This is a genomic window from Micromonospora sp. NPDC049559 (genome assembly GCF_040676675.1).
GTDB lineage: Bacteria > Actinomycetota > Actinomycetes > Mycobacteriales > Micromonosporaceae > JBFAPK01.
This window is the reverse complement of the sequence record NZ_JBFAPK010000006.1, coordinates 170,673-187,155: the sequence shown is the minus strand read 5'-3', so window position 1 is coordinate 187,155 and position 16,483 is coordinate 170,673. Positions and strand designations below refer to the sequence as shown.

The following is a 16,483-nucleotide window of genomic DNA, read 5'->3' as shown; positions in this document are numbered from 1 at the left end:
GACGAGGCCGAACCCGCGGCCTCGACCAGCAATCATGGAGGATCGTGCTATGCGTAAACCCCGCCGCGGGCTACTCGCGCTGGCTGCCACGGCCGGCGTGGCGGCTACCCTCATCGCTCCGTCCGCCGCCTATGCGGCCTACTACGGTGACGAGACCGACTACGCCGTGTCTTCCAGCGGCCCCGTCGGCACCTACTACTGCACCTATACGTCGTACACCGGCGCCCGGGTCTGCTTCCAGCCCTACGGTGACCTGGTCTACGTGAAGGACACCAACGCCGACGGCTACGCCGCGGTGGGTGAGTGGATCGGTGACGGCTTCAGCAGGACCGGTTCCTGTGTCAACAAGCTGGGCAACGGTAACTGGGGAGTCTGCAACAAGGACTTCCCGGAAAACCAGGGCCTCTACATCACCGGCGCGCGCTACTCGTCGGGTAACCCGGTCGACAGTGGCGGTAGCACCTGGGTGCCCACCTCCTGATCAGGTCCGGGGCGCCCGTGTGCGGCGGGCGCACCGGCCGGCGGAGGTTCCGTCGAGGCTGCCCGGCTCCGCTCGGACCGCGTCCGACGCCGGCCGCCTCGGCGTTGACTCAGGAACACCATCAAAGTCGTTGAGCGTATGCAGATTCACCCCTCAGCATCCAGGCATTCGGCTGCGGGGGCGTGTCGGTCCGAGAGGTGAACAACAATGTCAAGAAGCTGGGCTGTTCGTGCTGCGGCCGTGCTGGCTGCCCCCACCATCGCGGTGCTGGGATCAGCCACTCCCGCGTTCGCCGCTGACACGTGGGTCTCCCTCGTGAACAGCCAGACCGCGGTCGCCAGTATGCAGCACGTGGATGACGGCGATTATTTTCGCGTCTACGACAAACTGGCCGACGGCCACGGGGCGCGCGGATATCTGTACCACTACGCCTCCCCTGTGGACATGACTCTGGTGGCGACCAAGTACAACGGTAGCGGGGCGGGTACGTACACCCAGTTCCAGTACGATGTCTGGGAGCTGAACACCTACGCGATTCGGGTGTGCTCGGTGGACGGCTCGGAAGACACTTCTCCGGGGCCCTGCTCGCCGTTCAGGAATTTTACGGAGTAAGGCAGCTCTTCTACGAAGTTTGAATTCGAGGCGGGCATGACCGGTTCAGATGATCACCAGGGTGTCGGAGCCTTGATCATCCGAAGTGGGTCATGCCCGCGCTGCCATCATCGATCACCGAGCTACGCGTCCACGATCCGGCAGCCCCTCCCGTATCCGGGAGTCAGCCGACACCCATCAAGTCAGCCGGTGAGTCCCATGCGTTTGGCCAGCTGGGTGACGGGGGCGGCGGGGGCGCGCCGGACACGTTCGAGGATGTCGCGCATGGCCTGCCGGGCGGCGGGACGGTGGCGGATCTCGTCCGGGGCGAGGCGTTCGGCGTCCAACAGCGCCTCGGCGGCGGCGGTGAGATCCCCGGCCTGGGCGTGCGCGCGGGCCAGGTCGAGCAGATGCTGCGCCCGGCGTTCCGGTACAAGCCGGCCGAGGGCCGACGGGTCGATGAGACGCTGGATGTCGAGGGCCTGCCCGCCGTCGCCGAGCGCGACGGCGGCGCCGACCCGGTGCAGCAGCAGGTTCGTGGGGCCGAAACTCGTCCAGTAGTGATCGTGGTCGCCGCCGAGGGCGCCGGCCGGCTCGCCCGCGCGGTTCCGAGTGAATCATGTGGGCTGATCATACCCACCACCGCTCCGCTTCAGGGATCGAATATTGCAATCATCTTGATCGCCGTGGAAGTACCACAACCAGGGACGGCCTGTCGCGCCAGCGACATCGATCAAATCCCAGCGATGGACACCCAGACCGGCATCGAGGAAAGGCAGACTGATGTCACTTTGTGAAGTTGTCCCCTTCTCTAGGGTCCACGTTCCGCCGCCTGACTGCCCCGCCGCGAGGCCATCATCAAGCCCGAGGGCCGTAAAGGTGCCATCGGGCTCCAAGGTGAGAGTTCCAGCTCCATGGCCGCTATAACCGCCCATCAGATCCATCGCCGCGATTCGATCCGGTCGGCCAGGCGCGCACTCAGCCACCGCTCCAACCAGGCCGCACGACACAGATGACAGCGAAACGACAGACAGCAACACGACAATCGGAACCGAGCCCAACTTCCGACCCACCCTCACTTGCACCACCTAAACCCGCTCGGGCCCCGAAAACCCAACTCCACCCACGCCCCAACTATGGGCACGTTTGCTACACCAATCGGGAAATCCTGATTGCGGCTTCCACGGAATTTACATCCGACTGATCGGAGAGTATGCGCCAGTAAGTACTATCCCTGACCTCGATCACCAGCACACACCTATCAACCTTATCGAATGCCACCAGACTTACATCAATCGGCTGGTCCACATCGTCCGAGAATCGGAGTAGGTTCTCCCACGAGTAACTTACTCCTGCCACGCAGGAACGGATACTTTCCTCCAACTCCAGCACATTGAGATTCGACTCCAGTTTGGACGTTCCCTCGAAATTTAGAAGACGCCACGACCATCCCTGCAGCCGAACCTCCCGCAAGACATCCGACAGCGAAATCATTTCGCCATCTACCCGGAAGGCTGGAACGCGAAATTCGATCATAAGTAGTCACCATCCAACACCTCCGTCCCCGGAGTCAGCCGATGCCGGGGAGCAGAGCGAAGCCGCAGTACGACAGCGGCATCGCCGCGAAGCACAGGATGAAGCCGAGCCGGGCGTAATGATGGGGCTTGCCGTTCAGGATTCGGGGCTTGCCCCAGACGGTGAGCACCAGGTACGCCGCAAAAAAGGCCATCGCCGGCAGCCCGCCGCAGGTCCAGGCGAAGACCGTGAACGGGTCGACGACGTCGAGTCCCCAGCCGGCCACCAGCACGTACTCCAGCACGATCGCGACGAACGCGCCCGCGCCGTAGACCGCGAGCGCCCGCGCCAGCGGCGACCAGCCGGGCAGCAGCGGCGGCTGCTGGGCCATCGACTCGGCCCGCAGCGCCGCCTCGTCGGCCGCGTCGGCCGCCCGCCGGGCCAGCTCCAACGCGTACGCCGGATCAAGCGGGGGTGACGGCGGCGCGGAGACGGGAGGCGGGGGCGAGACCGGGTGCGCCGAGGCCGGCTCGCTGGGCGGTCGCGGCGCGGGGGCACCCGGCGGCGGCACGGGCGCACCGCCACCAAGAGGACCGGCAGGGCCAGGGCCGGCAGGACCGCCGGCACCGCCAGCGGGACCGGCGGCGCGAGAACCAGCTGGCGGCGTACCCGGGCCGCCGACGCGGTGGGCGGGACCGTCCGGGGCGGGCCAGCCGCCGGAGACCGGGCCGGCCCACGGCGTGGCACCGGCGCCGGGAGCCGGCCCGGCGGGCAGCGCCAGGCGCGGCGGGCCGGCGGGCAGCTCGGGCTGGGCCGGGGCGGCCGGCAGCTCGGCGGCACCGCCCGGTGGACCCGGCACGGGCGGCGCGGGACGGGGCGGGACCGGGGGCGCGGTGACCGGGGGCGGTGGCGGTTCGCCGAGCGCCTGGGCGAGCTGGTGCAGCCGCTGCTGCTGGGCGGCGAGCCGCTGGCCGAGCTGGTCGGCCGCGGCGGTCAGGGCGCCCTGGCGGCGTTCCGTCTCGGCGGCGCTGCGCTCCTGGTGTCGTTGCAGTTCGTGCAGCTGGCGGGCCAGGGCCGCGTACTCGTCGAAGCTCGCCACGTCAGTATCCCTCGTCCAGCTCTCGGCCGGGCCGCAGGTACGGGACGATCAGCTGGTTGCGCTGGTCGTGCCGGTCGATCAGCAGGGCCCGGTTGGCGCGCGGCGTGTAGGCCAGGTCGGGCCCGCCGAGGTACATGCCCAGTTCGTTGCCGGGCACGTTGAGCGCCACCAGGCAGGCCATGTCGTCCCGGTTGTGCGAGCCGCCGAGGTCGTCGGCGAGCCGGCGCAGCCCGCGCCACCAGCCGAGCAGGTGCACCCCGTAGCCGGGCCCCTGCCGCAGCACCGCGCGCAGGTCGTCCAGCCCGGACTTGAAGGTCGTCGGGTCGGAGAGTCCGAGCGTCGCCGCCGCGCCGTCCATGCCGAAGACCACCAGGTACGTCCGGCCGGACCCCGGCGCTCCGGGCGCGGCGGCGTACTCGCCGAGCCGCTGGCGCAGCCCCGCCGCGTCGAGCTGGACCACCGGGTGTCCCGCGCGCGCGAGCGCGGCGGCGGTCTCCTCGGCGACCTCGTCGGCGCCCGCGACCAGCGGGGCGAGCAGGAACGAGGCGGTGCCCGGCTCGTGCTGGCGGCCGAGGCCCAGCGCCGCCGCCTGGAGCACGTCGGCGCCGGCCGGGCCGGTACCGACGACGGCCAGGTGCCGGCCGGGGGTGGCGTCGAGCGGGAAGTAGGCGGTGGAGAGGTGCACGTCGACGACCCGGCCGACGAGCGCCAGCGGGCGCCGGCCGCCGGGCCGCAGCCCCGCGTACGTGGGGTCCGACTCGACGTGCGTCGACTCGTACCCCTTGAAGATCGCCGGTGGGCGCGAGCCCGGCACCCGCGCCTGCCACAGCTCGTGGCGCAGCTCGCCGACCCGGCCGCCGTCGGCGTGCGCGTCGGGGAAGCGGATGACCGTGTTCGCGCCGGCCAGGCCGGCCGAGGGGTTCACGATGGCGGAGCCGAGCGGCAGCGCGCCGGCGGCCTCGTTGAGCTTGTCGAGCACGCCGTTGCCGCCGGGCAGCGCCACCCGGAGCGGGAACTGGCCGAAGATGGAGTCGGTCTTACCGTAGAGCGCCTCGATGCCGGACATGCTCTGGCTGGCCAGCACCAGGTGGATGCCGTACGAGCGGCCCTTGCGGGCCAGCTCCTCCAGCAGGGTCGCCGCCTCCCGGGCGACGGCGTCGTTGCCGGTGAAGAGCACGTGGAACTCGTCGATCACGGCGACGACGCGGGGCAGCGCGGTGTCGTGGCCGCCGCGGCGCAGGTCGGCCAGCTTGGTCACGCCGGCCCGCTTCAGCGCGGCGGCCCGGCGGTTCAGCTCCCGGCGCAGTTCGCGCAGCACGGCGACGCCGTACTCCCGGTCGGACTCGATGCCGACGGCGCGGGCGTGCGGGATCCAGGACGGGTCGCGGCCGGTCGGTACGAACTCTGTGAAGCTCACGCCCTCCTTGAAGTCGAGCAGGTAGAGGGCCAGTTCGTCGGGCGAGTACCGGGCGGCGAGTCCGTAGAGGACGTCCAGCAGGAAGACCGTCTTGCCGGCGCCGGTGCGACCGCCGACCAGCCAGTGCGGGGTGGCGTCGTCGAAGGCGAGGGCGAGGCTCTCCCGGCCGGCGCGGCCGACCACGGTACGCAGACCGTCCACGGAGGACTCGGTCCAGCGGGTCGCCGGCAGCAGGTCGGCGAAGGCCAGCGCGGCGGCCCGGCGGGCGCTCTCGCCCAGTTCGGCGGCGAGCCGGCGGACCAGTTCGTCGGCCGGCTCGCCGTCCAGCCGTACGGGGGCGGCCAGCCCGCCGCCGTCGTCGCCGTACGTGTCGCCGGGCGGGTCGCCGAGCCAGGCGTACGCGGGGTCGAGCCGCAGCTGCGTGGCGGCACCCAGCGGCGGCGGCGCGGGCGGGCCGGCCGGCGGGTAGCCGGCGACGACCACGCAGATCCCGGCCGCCGGTCCGGCGTGGGTCAGCGCGGCGAGCCGGGCCAGGTCGCGCCCGGCCGGCGGGGCGGCGGCGACGAGCAGGAGCAGTTCGGCCGGTTCGCCGCCCGCCTCCTGGGCGGCGCGGGCGTGTTCCTCGGCCGCGCCGAGCGCCGCGCCGATCTCCTCGTCGGAGCTGGCCGGCTCGGCGACCACGCCGGCGGCGATCAGCGGGCGCAGCGGCAGGAACGTGCCGCCCAGCGCCACCGGGTCCAGCGGCTGCACCCGCAGCGTGCCGGCGGGCGCGGCGGCGAGCAGGCGGACCGTGAGCCGGCGCAGCAGCCCGGCGACGCGCGGGTCGCGGGCGTCGGTGTCGATCGCGAGGTGCGCCCCACCGGCGAGCGGCACCAGCGCCGGAAACGGGCCCTCGGTGGTGCCGGCGAGCCCGATGCGGACCGCGCGGCGCCCGCGCACCGGTTCGGTCCCGAGTGGACGGTCGGGCTCGGTGTCGGCGCTGCCGTCGCCGCCGAGCCAGCCGGTGGCGAGCGCGGCGCCGAGCCGGCGCAGCCGGAGCACGGTGTCCCGGCTGGCGCCCGGCGCGGGGACCGGTCCGGACCGGTCCGGGGCGTCGCCGCCGGGACCGCCGAGGGCCGCCCGCGCCGCGGCCAGCTGTGCCAGGGCTTCCCGGTGCGCCGCGACCGCCCGCCCGAAGGTGGCTGCGAGCCTGCCCACCGCACCCCCACCGCGTCGCCTCGTGCGTAGTCAGGGGAACACTAACCGAATCTCCCACCGCCCGCACCGCCGGGTCACGTCGGCGCGGCGCGACCGGCGACGGTGCGGGAACGGCGCGAAATTCACTCAGCCGATGGCCGACTGGAGCGCGGCGAGGTAGCCGTACCGGTAGCCGTCGGCGTTCGGGTGGTACGCCTCGATCAGCCCGGTGATGTCCTTGATCCACGGGGTGCTCGCGCAGACGCCGTGACCGGCGAACCGGCCCCGTACGTCCACGTAGGTCGCGCCGGCGGCGCCGGCCCGGGCCGAGATGACCGAGTGGAGCACGTCGGCCGCCTGGTTGAGGATGGTCCGCTTGTAGGTGCTCATGCCGAAGAGCCCGCACGAGCCCAGCTCGAACAGGCGCGGGTAGCCGAGCACGACCAGCCGGGCGTTCGGGGCCCGGTCGCGGATCGCCGCGTACGTCTGGTCGAGCCGGCCGGGCAGCTCGGTGGTGGCGAAGGTGCGGGCCTGGTCGACGGCGGCGGTGCAGTCGGCGTCGCTGCCGAACCGGCAGCTGCTCACGACGTAGGCGAAGCCGGCGTCGTTGCCGCCGATGGTGATGGTGGCCAGGGTGGTGCCGGCGTCCAGGGACGAGACCTGCCCGTCGCGGACGTCGGCGGTGACGGCGCCGCCGCAGGCGGGGAACCGGAAGCTGGTCACCGCGTGCCCGGCGGCCCAGAGCGAGGCGTACGACCGCGAGCTGCGCAGGCAGGTCGAGAGGTCGTACGAGCCGGCGCCGACGCCGGAGGAGTAGGAGTCGCCGAGGGCGACGTAGTTGACGGCGGCGCGCGGCGCGGCCTGCGCGACGGCGGGGGCGAGCACGCCGGCGGTCGCGGCGGTGACGGTGGCGGCCAGCGCCACCAGGGCGCGGGCGAGCGGGCTTCGGGGCATGGCGGACCTCCCGGTGCGGGGTGGGTGGGGGCCCTCGTAGCCGCGCGCGTGGCCAGGGGTGACATCGGCTTGTTACCAGGCGGTAATACTATCGAGACGCTTAGATATAGGGAAGTCATCGCCGCTGGCGGGTCCGCCGACGGCACCCGCCCGCCGGGAACTGGCACCAACCGTTGGCCCGAAGTTCGCCCGCACGTAGCCGGATCCCCGGCGGGCGTTCGACCCGACCCGCTTGCCTGCGACGGCGCACCTGTCCCGCCCTCCGCGGCTCCTAGCTGCGGATACGGAAAGAAAGAGGCTTCTCGTGACCCCACCCATCTCCCGACGTGACCTGCTCCGCACCGGCGCCGCCGGCGGTCTCGGGATCGTCGTCGCCGGCAGCCTCGAGGCCATCGCCGGTCCGGCCGCGGCCCAGGCCGCCTGCCGCCCGGCCGTCGGCTACGGCGCCCTGGTCGAGGACCCGGCCGGGCTGCTCGCGCTCCCGCCCCGCTTCTCGTACAAGGTCGTCGCGCAGGCCGGCCAGACGCTGCTGGAGACCGGCGAGCCGACCCCGAGCGACGCCGACGGCACCGGCTGCTTCCGGGGCCCCAACGGCTCGGTCCTGGTCAACAACCACGAGATCGGCGGCGACGAGCCCTACCGGGTACCGACCCTGCCGGGGCTCACCTACGACCCGGGCGCGGGCGGCGGCACCACCAACATCGAGGTCGACCGGCACGGCAACCGGGTCCGCGAGTACGTGAGCCTGGCCGGCACCCACAACAACTGCGCGGGCGGCATCACCCCGTGGGGCACCTGGCTGACCTGCGAGGAGACCGAGCAGCGCGCGGGCGGGGCGTACCAGAAGGACCACGGGTACGTCTTCGAGGTCGACCCGTTCGACCGCAAGGCCAACCTCGACCCGGTGCCGCTGAAGTTCCTCGGCCGCTACTCGCACGAGGCCGTCGCGGTCGACCCGCACACCAACGCGATCTTCCTGACCGAGGACGCCAGCGGCCCGAACGGGCTCTACTTCCGCTGGACGCCGCCGAAGCACTTCCGGGGCGGCAAGGGCGCGCTGCGGGCGCTGGCCCTCGGCCCGGCCGGTGACACCGCCGGCCGGTTGCAGGCGATGAGCTGCTTCAAGGGCAGCAAGCACATCGGCGACCTCTCCGAGGCCACCCAGCCGGGCACCCGCTACAAGGTGACCTGGGTCGACGTGCCGGACCGCGACGCGCGTACCGTGTCGGTCCGCAAGCAGTTCAGCGACGACCAGATCACCCGCAGCCGCAAGCTGGAGGGCGCCTGGTGGGGCGACGGCGGGGCGTACTTCGTCGCCAGCTACGCCCGCAACGACGACGGCAGCGTCAACGAGCACGACGGCCAGGTGTGGTTCTACGACCCGGAGTCGGAGACGATCACGCTGAAGACCATCTTCGGGGTGAACCCGGACCCGGAGCAGGACACCAACTACGACGGGCCGGACAACATCACCGTCTCGCCGTACGGCGGCGTCATCCTGGCCGAGGACGGCGAGGGCCTCTCCCACCTGGTCGGCGTCACCGAGCAGGGCAAGGCGTACCCGATGGCCCGCAACGAGCTCAACGACAGCGAGTTCACCGGGCCGACGTTCAGCCACGACGGCAAGATCCTGTTCGCCAACGTCCAGTCGCCGGGCTACGTCTTCGCCATCACCGGCCCCTGGGGCCGCCCCAACAACTGATACAAGACCCACCAACCGGGCCCGACCGGTTTGGGTTTGGGGGGCGGATGCCCCGCGACGGGATCAAGCCTGACCGCCCAGAGCGGGGTATCCGCCCCCCGAACCCCAACCGCAACCAGGACCGAAGCTCAGCGGACGGAGAGCGGCTGGGCCGAGGAGGAGACCGGCGCCGGCAGCCGCCCCGAACCCCCGAGGTAGGAGTGGATCGCCGCCGCCGCGGCCCGCCCCTCGGCGATGGCCCAGACGATCAGCGAGGCGCCCCGGTGCATGTCGCCGGCGACGAAGACGCCCTCGGCCGAGGTCTGCCAGTCCGGGCCGGCGTCCAGCGCGCCGCGCGGGTTGCGCGCCACCCCGAACTGCGCCAGCAGCGGCTGCTCCTCGGTGCCCTCGAACCCGATCGCCAGCAGTACCAGGTCCGCCGGCAGCTCCCGCTCCGAGCCCGGCAGCACGGTCAGGATGCGCCGGCCGTCGCGCTTCTCGACGGTCACCTCGGCGACGCGTACCGCCCGCACGGCGCCGGTGCCGTCGTCGACGAACTCCCGCACCGCCACCGCGAAGACCCGCTCGCCGCCCTCCTCGTGCGCCGGGTAGCTGCGCAGGATCCACGGCCAGGTCGGCCACGGGTCGCGGGCCTCGTCGCGGGCCGACGGCGGTTCCGGGTAGAGGTCGAGCTGGTGCACCGAGGCCGCGCCCTGCCGGTGGGCCACGCCCAGGCAGTCCGCCGCCGTGTCGCCCCCGCCGATGATCACCACGTGCCGGCCGGCCGCGTCGATCGGCGGTGGCTCCGCCGTGGCGCCGCGCTCGGCCGCCGCCACCGCCCGGTTCGCCGCCACCAGGTGTTCCATCGCCTGGTGCACCCCGCGCAGCTGCCGCCCCGGCGTCTCGGGCGTGTCCCGGCCGGCCAGCGCGCCGGCGGCCAGCAGCACCGCGTCGTGCTCGGCCCGCAGCCGCTCGGCGGTCACGTCCACCCCGACGTTCACTCCGGTGCGGAAGCGCACCCCCTCGGCGGCGAGCTGCTCGACCCGCCGGTCGATGTGCCGCTTCTCCAGCTTGAAGTCGGGGATGCCGTACCGCAGCAGCCCGCCGACGGCGTCGTCCCGCTCGTACACGGTCACCGCGTGCCCGGCGCGGACCAGCTGCTGGGCGGCGGCGAGCCCGGCCGGGCCGGAGCCGACCACGGCGACGTGCCGGCCGGACGGCGCCGGTACCGCCTGCGGCGCGACCAGGTCCAGGTCGAACGCGCGGTCGATGATCTCCACTTCGACCTGCTTGATGGTGACGGGCTCGCCGCCGCCGATCCCCAGCACGCAGGCCGCCTCGCAGGGTGCCGGGCAGAGCCGCCCGGTGAACTCCGGGAAGTTGTTGGTGGCGTGCAGCGACGTGATCGCCGCCGCCCAGTTGCCGGTGCGGACCAGGTCGTTCCAGTCCGGGATGCGGTTGCCCAGCGGGCAGCCGTCGTGGCAGAACGGGATGCCGCAGTCCATACAGCGGGTGGCCTGCTCGCGGATCAGCTCCTCGCCGGCCGGCGGGTAGACCTCCCGCCAGTCGGAGATGCGTACCGGCACCGGCCGGCGGGCCGGCAGCCGCCGGCCGTACCGCAGGAAACCGTTCGGGTCAGGCACGAGCCACCTCCTGGGTCGCCCGCGGCGCCGGTACGGGCGCCGCGGCGGGCGCGGCGAGCGCGGTCATCACCGCGTCGTCGACGTCGTGGCCGGCGGCTTCGGCGGCCCGCATGATCTCCATGACGCGCTTGTAGTCGCGCGGCACCACGGCGGTGAACTCCTCGACCGCCTCGGGCCAGCGCTTGAGCAGCCGCTCCGCGACCGCGGAGTCGGTCTCGGCGAAGTGTCGCTGCACCAGGTCGTGCAGCAGCGCCCGCTCGGCGTCGCTGAGCGGGGCCAGGTCGACCAGCTCGGGGTTCACCCGGCGCCGGTCCAGCCGCCAGACGAAGGCGGTACCGCCGGACATGCCGGCGGCGAAGTTGCGCCCGGTCGGCCCGAGCACCACCACGGTCCCGCCGGTCATGTACTCGCAGCCGTGGTCGCCGACACCCTCGACGACGGTGACCGCGCCCGAGTTGCGTACCGCGAACCGCTCCCCCACCTGGCCGCGCAGGAACAGCTCGCCGCCGGTGGCCCCGTACAGGATGGTGTTGCCGGCGATGATCTGGTCCTCGGCGCCGGCCGGCGCGCCCGCACCGGTCGGGCCGGTCGGGCCGGCGACGAACGGCGCGGTGGCGGCCGGCCGGACGACGAGCCGCCCGCCGGAGAGCCCCTTGCCGACGTAGTCGTTCGCGTCGCCGTAGAGCCGCAGCGTCACCCCGGCCGGCAGGAACGCCCCGAAGGACTGGCCGGCGGTGCCGTGCAGGCTGAACTCGATCGTGTTCGGCGGCAGGCCGGCGCCGCCGCGACGGCGGGTCACCTCGCCGCCGAGCATCGCGCCGACGCTGCGGTGTTCGTTGCGGACCGGCACGTCCGCGCGCACCGGCGTACCGTCGCGCAGCGCCGGCTCGGCGAGCGCCAGCAGCTCGTTGTCGAGCGCGGCGGCCAGGCCGTGGTCCTGCCCCCGGGTGCGCCGCCGCGCCGCGCCCGCGGGCAGCTCCGGCATCCGCAGCACCGGGGCGAGGTCGAGCGTACGCGCCTTCCAGTGCGCCAGCGCCGGGGCGAAGTCGAGCAGCTCGGTGGCGCCGATCGCCTCGTCGAGGGTGCGGAAGCCCAGCTCGGCCAGGTAGCCGCGGACCTCCTCGGCGAGGAAGAGGAAGAAGTTCTCCACGAACTCCGGCCGGCCGGTGTACCGCTCCCGCAGCACCGGGTTCTGGGTGGCGATGCCGACCGGGCAGGTGTCGAGGTGGCAGACGCGCATCATCACGCAGCCGGCGACGATCAGCGGGGCGGTGGCGAAGCCGAACTCCTCGGCGCCGAGCAGCGCCGCGACCATCACGTCCCGGCCGGTCTTGAGCTGCCCGTCTACCTGCACGGTGACCCGGTCCCGCAGCCGGTTGAGCAGCAGCGTCTGCTGCGCCTCGGCCAGCCCCAGCTCCCACGGGGTGCCGGCGTGCTTGAGCGAGTTGAGCGGGGAGGCGCCCGTACCGCCGTCGTGGCCGGAGATCAGGATGACGTCGGCCTTGAGCTTCGCGACGCCAGCGGCGACGGTACCGACGCCGACCTCGCTGACCAGCTTCACGTGCACCCGGGCGGCCGGGTTGACCGACTTGAGGTCGTGGACGAGCTGCGCCAGGTCCTCGATGGAGTAGATGTCGTGGTGCGGGGGCGGCGAGATCAGGCCGACGCCGGGGGTGGCGTGCCGGGTCCGGGCGATCCACGGCCAGACCTTGTTGCCGGGCAGCTGCCCGCCCTCGCCCGGCTTGGCGCCCTGCGCCATCTTGATCTGGAGGTCGTCGGCGTTGACCAGGTACTCGCTGGTCACCCCGAACCGTCCACTCGCGATCTGCTTGACCGCCGAGCGGCGGGCCGGGTCGTGCAGGCGCTCGACGTCCTCGCCGCCCTCGCCGGTGTTCGACTTGCCGCCGAGGCGGTTCATCGCCACGGCCAGGGTCTCGTGCGCCTCGGCCGAGATCGAGCCGTACGACATCGCGCCGGTGGCGAACCGCTTGACGATCTCGCTGGCCGGCTCGACCTCGTCCAGCGGTACCGGCTCGCGCACGCCCGTACGGAAGCGGAACAGCCCGCGCAGCGAACCGGCCTCGGCGGCGAGCGCGTCGACCTTCCCGGTGTAGCGGCGGAAGACCTCGTACTGCCGGCTGCGGGTGGCGTGCTGGAGCAGGAAGACGGTCTCGGGGTTGAACAGGTGCAGCTCGCCCTCGCGGCGCCACTGGTACTCGCCGCCGACCTCCAGCCGCCGCGGTCCGCCGGTCTCGGCGGGCGCCGTCACCGGCGCGGCGGCCGGAGCCGCCGAGGCGCGGAACGTCCCAGAACCGGTCTCGGCGGGCGCCGTCACCGGCGCGGCGGCCGGGCCGCGCGACGACGCCGGCTCGCCGCCCGCCGGGGCGACCGCGCCGAGCGTGAGCGTCTCGGCCGGGGGCCAGGCGAGCGCGTGCCGGGCGGCGATCTCGGCGTGAATGCCGGCCAGCCCGATGCCACCGATCTTGCCGGGCGTACCGGCGAAGTAGCGCTGCACCAGGCGGTTGTCCAGGCCGACCGCCTCGAAGACCTGCGCGCCGCAGTACGAGGAGACCGTGGAGATGCCCATCTTGGACATGATCTTGAGTACGCCCTTGCCGAGCGCCTTGACGTAGTTGCGGACCGCCTTGGCCGGCTCCAGCCCGGGCAGCGCCCCGGTGGCGATGAGGTCCTCGACCGACTCGAACGCCAGGTACGGGTTGACCGCGGCGGCGCCGTACCCGATCAGCACGGCCGCGTGGTGCACCTCCCGGCAGTCGCCGGTCTCCACGACCAGCGCGACCTGCGTGCGCGTCTGCTCGCGGACCAGGTGCTGGTGCACGGCCGCGGTGAGCAGCAGCGACGGGATCGGGGCCAGGTCGGCGTTGGAGTCGCGGTCGGAGAGGACCAGGATGCGCACGCCGTCCTCGATCGCCTCGGAGACGTGCCGGCAGATCTCGGTCAGCCGGGCCTTGATGCCGGCCGCGCCGTCGCGCAGCCGGTAGAGCCCGGAGACCCGGACCGCCTTGAAGCCGGGCAGGTCGCCGTCCTCGTCGATCGAGAGGATCTTGGCCAGCTCGTCGTTGTCCAGCACCGGGTACGGCAGCACGATCTGCCGGCAGCTCGCCGCGCCGGGCGAGAGCAGGTTGCCCTCGGGGCCGATGGTGGACTGCAGGCTGGTGACCAGCTCCTCCCGGATCGCGTCCAGCGGCGGGTTCGTCACCTGTGCGAAGAGCTGGTGGAAGTAGTCGTAGAGCAGCCGCGGCCGGGTCGACAGCGGGGAGATCGGGGTGTCCGTGCCCATCGAGCCGATCGGCTCGGCGCCGGTCCGGGCCATCGGCCCGAGCAGCAGCTTCAGCTCCTCCTCGGTGTAGCCGAAGGTCTGCTGGCGGCGGCGTACCGAGTCGTGGGTGTAGACGATGTGCTCGCGGGCCGGCAGGTCGGCCAGGTCGATCAGCCCGGCGTGCAGCCAGTCGCCGTACGGCTGCTCCGCCGCCAGCTCGGCCTTGATCTCGTCGTCGTGCACGATCCGGCCGCCGACCGTGTCGACCAGGAACATCCGGCCCGGCTGCAACCGACCCTTGGCCACCACGGTCGCCGGGTCCAGGTCCAGCACGCCCGCCTCGCTGCCCAGCACCACCAGCCCGTCGGAGGTACGCCACCAGCGGCCCGGGCGCAGCCCGTTGCGGTCCAGCACCGCGCCGACCAGCGCGCCGTCGGTGAAGGCCACCGAGGCCGGCCCGTCCCACGGCTCCATCAGGCTGGCGTGGAAGCGGTAGAAGGCCCGCTCGGCCGGGGCCATGTCCGGGTCGTTCTCCCACGCCTCCGGAATCATCATCAGCACCGCGTGCGGCAGCGACCGGCCGGCCAGGTGCAGCAGCTCCAGGACCTCGTCGAAGTTGGCCGAGTCCGAGGCGTCCGGGGTGCAGATCGGGAAGAGCCGCTTGAGGTTGCCCGGGATGTTCGGGCTGGCCAGCATCGCCTCGCGCGCGGTCATCCAGTTCTTGTTGCCCCGGATGGTGTTGATCTCGCCGTTGTGGGCGATGAAGCGGTACGGGTGCGCCAGCGGCCAGGACGGGAAGGTGTTGGTGGAGAAGCGCGAGTGCACCAGCGCGATGGCGCTGGCGATCCGCTCGTCGGTCAGGTCGGGGAAGAAGACCGGAAGCTGGTCGGGGGTGAGCATCCCCTTGTAGACGAAGGTGCGCGCCGACAGCGACGGGAAGTAGACGGGTACGCCCCGCTCGGCGGTCTCCCGCTCCGTCTGCTTGCGTACGCAGAAGGCGACCCGGTCCAGGTCCAGGCCGCTCAGCCGGGAACCGCCCGGGCCGGCCGGCGAGTCGGTGAGCCGACGGGCCGCGAGGAAGACCTGCCGGATCCGCGGGCGGGCCGCCAGCGCGGTCTCGCCCAACTCCGCCGGGTCGACCGGTACGTCCCGCCAGCCGAGGATCTCAGCCCCCTCCACCAGCGCGTACTTCTCCAGCACCGTGCGGGCCCGCGCCTCGTCCGCCGGGTCGCCGGGCACGAAGACCAGTCCGGTCGCGTACTGCCCGGCGGGCGGGAGCGCGAAGTCGACGACCTCGCGCAGGAACGCGTCCGGCACCTGGATCATGATCCCGGCGCCGTCGCCGGTGTTCGGCTCCGCTCCGCGGGCACCCCGGTGGTCGAGGCGTACCAGTGCGGAGAGACCCTTGGCCACGACGTCGTGGGAGCGGCGTCCATGCAGGTCCGCGACGAAGGCCACCCCGCAGGCGTCATGCTCCTGGGCCGGGTCGTACAGGCCCGGCGCCGCGCTGCCGCCGGTGGTGGTGACGGTGCCCGGCGGGGCGACGCGCTGCGGGGAAAAGTGCGGTCCCTGAGGGTACGGAAGGGCCACCTGGCCTCCTGTCGTCACTCACGTTCAATCATGGTCGGGACGACGTCGGCCCTGCTGGGTCCTTTAGTCTACGTTAGGGCTCACCCGACTCCACCAGTCCAGATTGATCACACTTCCAGGATCTGAGACGTTGTAGTCTCGCGCGGTGACCGACGACATACGTTCCCTCCTCGACCGGTTGGAACACTTTTACGATGCGCTCCCGCGCGATGTGGCGCATCCCGAGGAGTACGGCGGTCTGACGCTTTTCGTCCGGGATGGTGCCGGCTGGTCGTTCTACGCCCGCCCGCGCCACGGCGCGCCGGAGCCACCCTCGGCCGCCGACGTCCTCGCCGTCCGGGAGCGGCAGCGGGAACTCGGCCTGCCCGAGGCGTTCGAGTGGGTGCACGACCTCACCCCGGAACTGCTGCCGGTCGCCCGGTCCGCGGGCCTCTCGGTGCTCCAGGCGCCGCTGATGGTGCTCGACCCGGCCGCGCTGCCGGACCTCGCCGCGGTCACCAAGGTGCCGGTACGGATCCTGGACCCGGCCGCCGAGACGTTCCCGGCCGACCTCGCCGTCCGGCGGGCCGTCGCCACGGTCGGCTTCGGCGCGGCGGGCACCACGGTCGGCGACGCCGGACCCGCCGCGCGCGACGCCGCCCTCGTCGAGATCGCCCCGGCCATGCTGGCCGAGGAGCGTTCGCGCGGCCTGGCCGGTCTGCGCGTCTCGGCGCTGGCCGAGTCGCCCGAGCGGGGCGCGCTGGCCGGCGGGATGGCGATGCGGGTCGGCGACGTCGCCGAGATCGCGGGCGTGGCGACGCTGCCCGCCGCGCGGCGCCGGGGGCTCGGCGCGGCGGTCACGGTCGCGCTGGCCCGGCGGTTGCTCGACGACGGCGTCGAGGTGGTCTTCCTCTCCGCCGCCAGCGACGACGTGGCCCAGGTCTACGCGCGCGTCGGCTTCCGCCGGGTCGGTACCGCCTGCATCGCCGAGCCGGGCGCCGTCACCGCCTGACGCACCCGCCGCACCGGCCGCGGATCGCCGGCGGCGGGGGCATGCCGCAGGCGGCACCGCCGCGC

Annotated in this window: 10 protein-coding genes; 5 read left to right on the top strand and 5 right to left on the bottom strand. The window is 73.0% G+C overall.

The genetic code is table 11. From position 1 onward, the window contains the following. The first annotated feature begins 49 nt into the window (after window positions 1–49). The 3 genes from AB0J86_RS10800 (at window position 50) to AB0J86_RS10790 (ending at window position 1,869) form a co-directional block, all read left to right on the top strand. Window positions 50–481 (top strand): hypothetical protein, encoded by a 432-nt coding sequence (locus AB0J86_RS10800; protein WP_363855720.1) that lies wholly within the window; start codon window positions 50–52, stop codon window positions 479–481. A gap of 207 nt (window positions 482–688) precedes the next feature. Further along, window positions 689–1,093 carry a hypothetical protein gene (locus AB0J86_RS10795; protein ID WP_363855719.1) on the top strand — a complete coding sequence of 135 codons (405 nt, stop codon included), beginning with the start codon at window positions 689–691 and terminating at the stop codon, window positions 1,091–1,093. 92 nt (window positions 1,094–1,185) lie between these two features. Next, window positions 1,186–1,869: a hypothetical protein gene (locus AB0J86_RS10790; protein WP_363855718.1), complete on the top strand. Its 684-nt coding sequence runs from the start codon at window positions 1,186–1,188 to the stop codon at window positions 1,867–1,869. A gap of 773 nt (window positions 1,870–2,642) precedes the next feature. On the opposite strand, the gene AB0J86_RS10785 is transcribed toward AB0J86_RS10790, so the two are convergent. From AB0J86_RS10785 to AB0J86_RS10775, 3 genes are all read right to left on the bottom strand, one after another. After that, window positions 2,643–3,686: a hypothetical protein gene (locus AB0J86_RS10785; RefSeq protein ID WP_363855716.1), complete on the bottom strand. Its 1,044-nt coding sequence runs from the start codon at window positions 3,684–3,686 to the stop codon at window positions 2,643–2,645. Between the two features lies 1 nt (window position 3,687). Further along, a complete protein-coding gene (locus tag AB0J86_RS10780) occupies window positions 3,688–6,300 on the bottom strand; it encodes an FtsK/SpoIIIE domain-containing protein (protein WP_363855715.1) in 2,613 nt (870 codons plus the stop codon). Window positions 6,301–6,426: 126 nt separating this feature from the next. After that, window positions 6,427–7,233 carry an SGNH/GDSL hydrolase family protein gene (locus tag AB0J86_RS10775; protein WP_363855713.1) on the bottom strand — a complete coding sequence of 269 codons (807 nt, stop codon included), beginning with the start codon at window positions 7,231–7,233 and terminating at the stop codon, window positions 6,427–6,429. Window positions 7,234–7,537: 304 nt separating this feature from the next. On the opposite strand from AB0J86_RS10775, the gene AB0J86_RS10770 reads away from it, so the two are divergent. After that, window positions 7,538–8,935, top strand: a complete 1,398-nt coding sequence (locus AB0J86_RS10770) for an alkaline phosphatase PhoX (RefSeq protein WP_363855711.1) — start codon at window positions 7,538–7,540, stop codon at window positions 8,933–8,935. Between the two features lie 128 nt (window positions 8,936–9,063). Here AB0J86_RS10770 and AB0J86_RS10765 read toward each other — a convergent pair whose 3' ends face one another. Both AB0J86_RS10765 and AB0J86_RS10760 read right to left on the bottom strand, forming a co-directional pair. Further along, window positions 9,064–10,557 carry a glutamate synthase subunit beta gene (locus AB0J86_RS10765; RefSeq protein ID WP_363855709.1) on the bottom strand — a complete coding sequence of 498 codons (1,494 nt, stop codon included), beginning with the start codon at window positions 10,555–10,557 and terminating at the stop codon, window positions 9,064–9,066. Further along, window positions 10,550–15,427 carry a glutamate synthase-related protein gene (locus tag AB0J86_RS10760; RefSeq protein ID WP_363855708.1) on the bottom strand — a complete coding sequence of 1,626 codons (4,878 nt, stop codon included), beginning with the start codon at window positions 15,425–15,427 and terminating at the stop codon, window positions 10,550–10,552. Before AB0J86_RS10760 ends, AB0J86_RS10765 begins: the two co-directional genes overlap by 8 nt. Before the next feature lie 145 nt (window positions 15,428–15,572). On the opposite strand from AB0J86_RS10760, the gene AB0J86_RS10755 reads away from it, so the two are divergent. Continuing rightward, the gene (locus AB0J86_RS10755; RefSeq protein ID WP_363855706.1) at window positions 15,573–16,418 is read left to right on the top strand and encodes a GNAT family N-acetyltransferase; all 846 of its coding nucleotides are present in this window, start codon (window positions 15,573–15,575) and stop codon (window positions 16,416–16,418) included. Window positions 16,419–16,483: the final 65 nt, after the last annotated feature.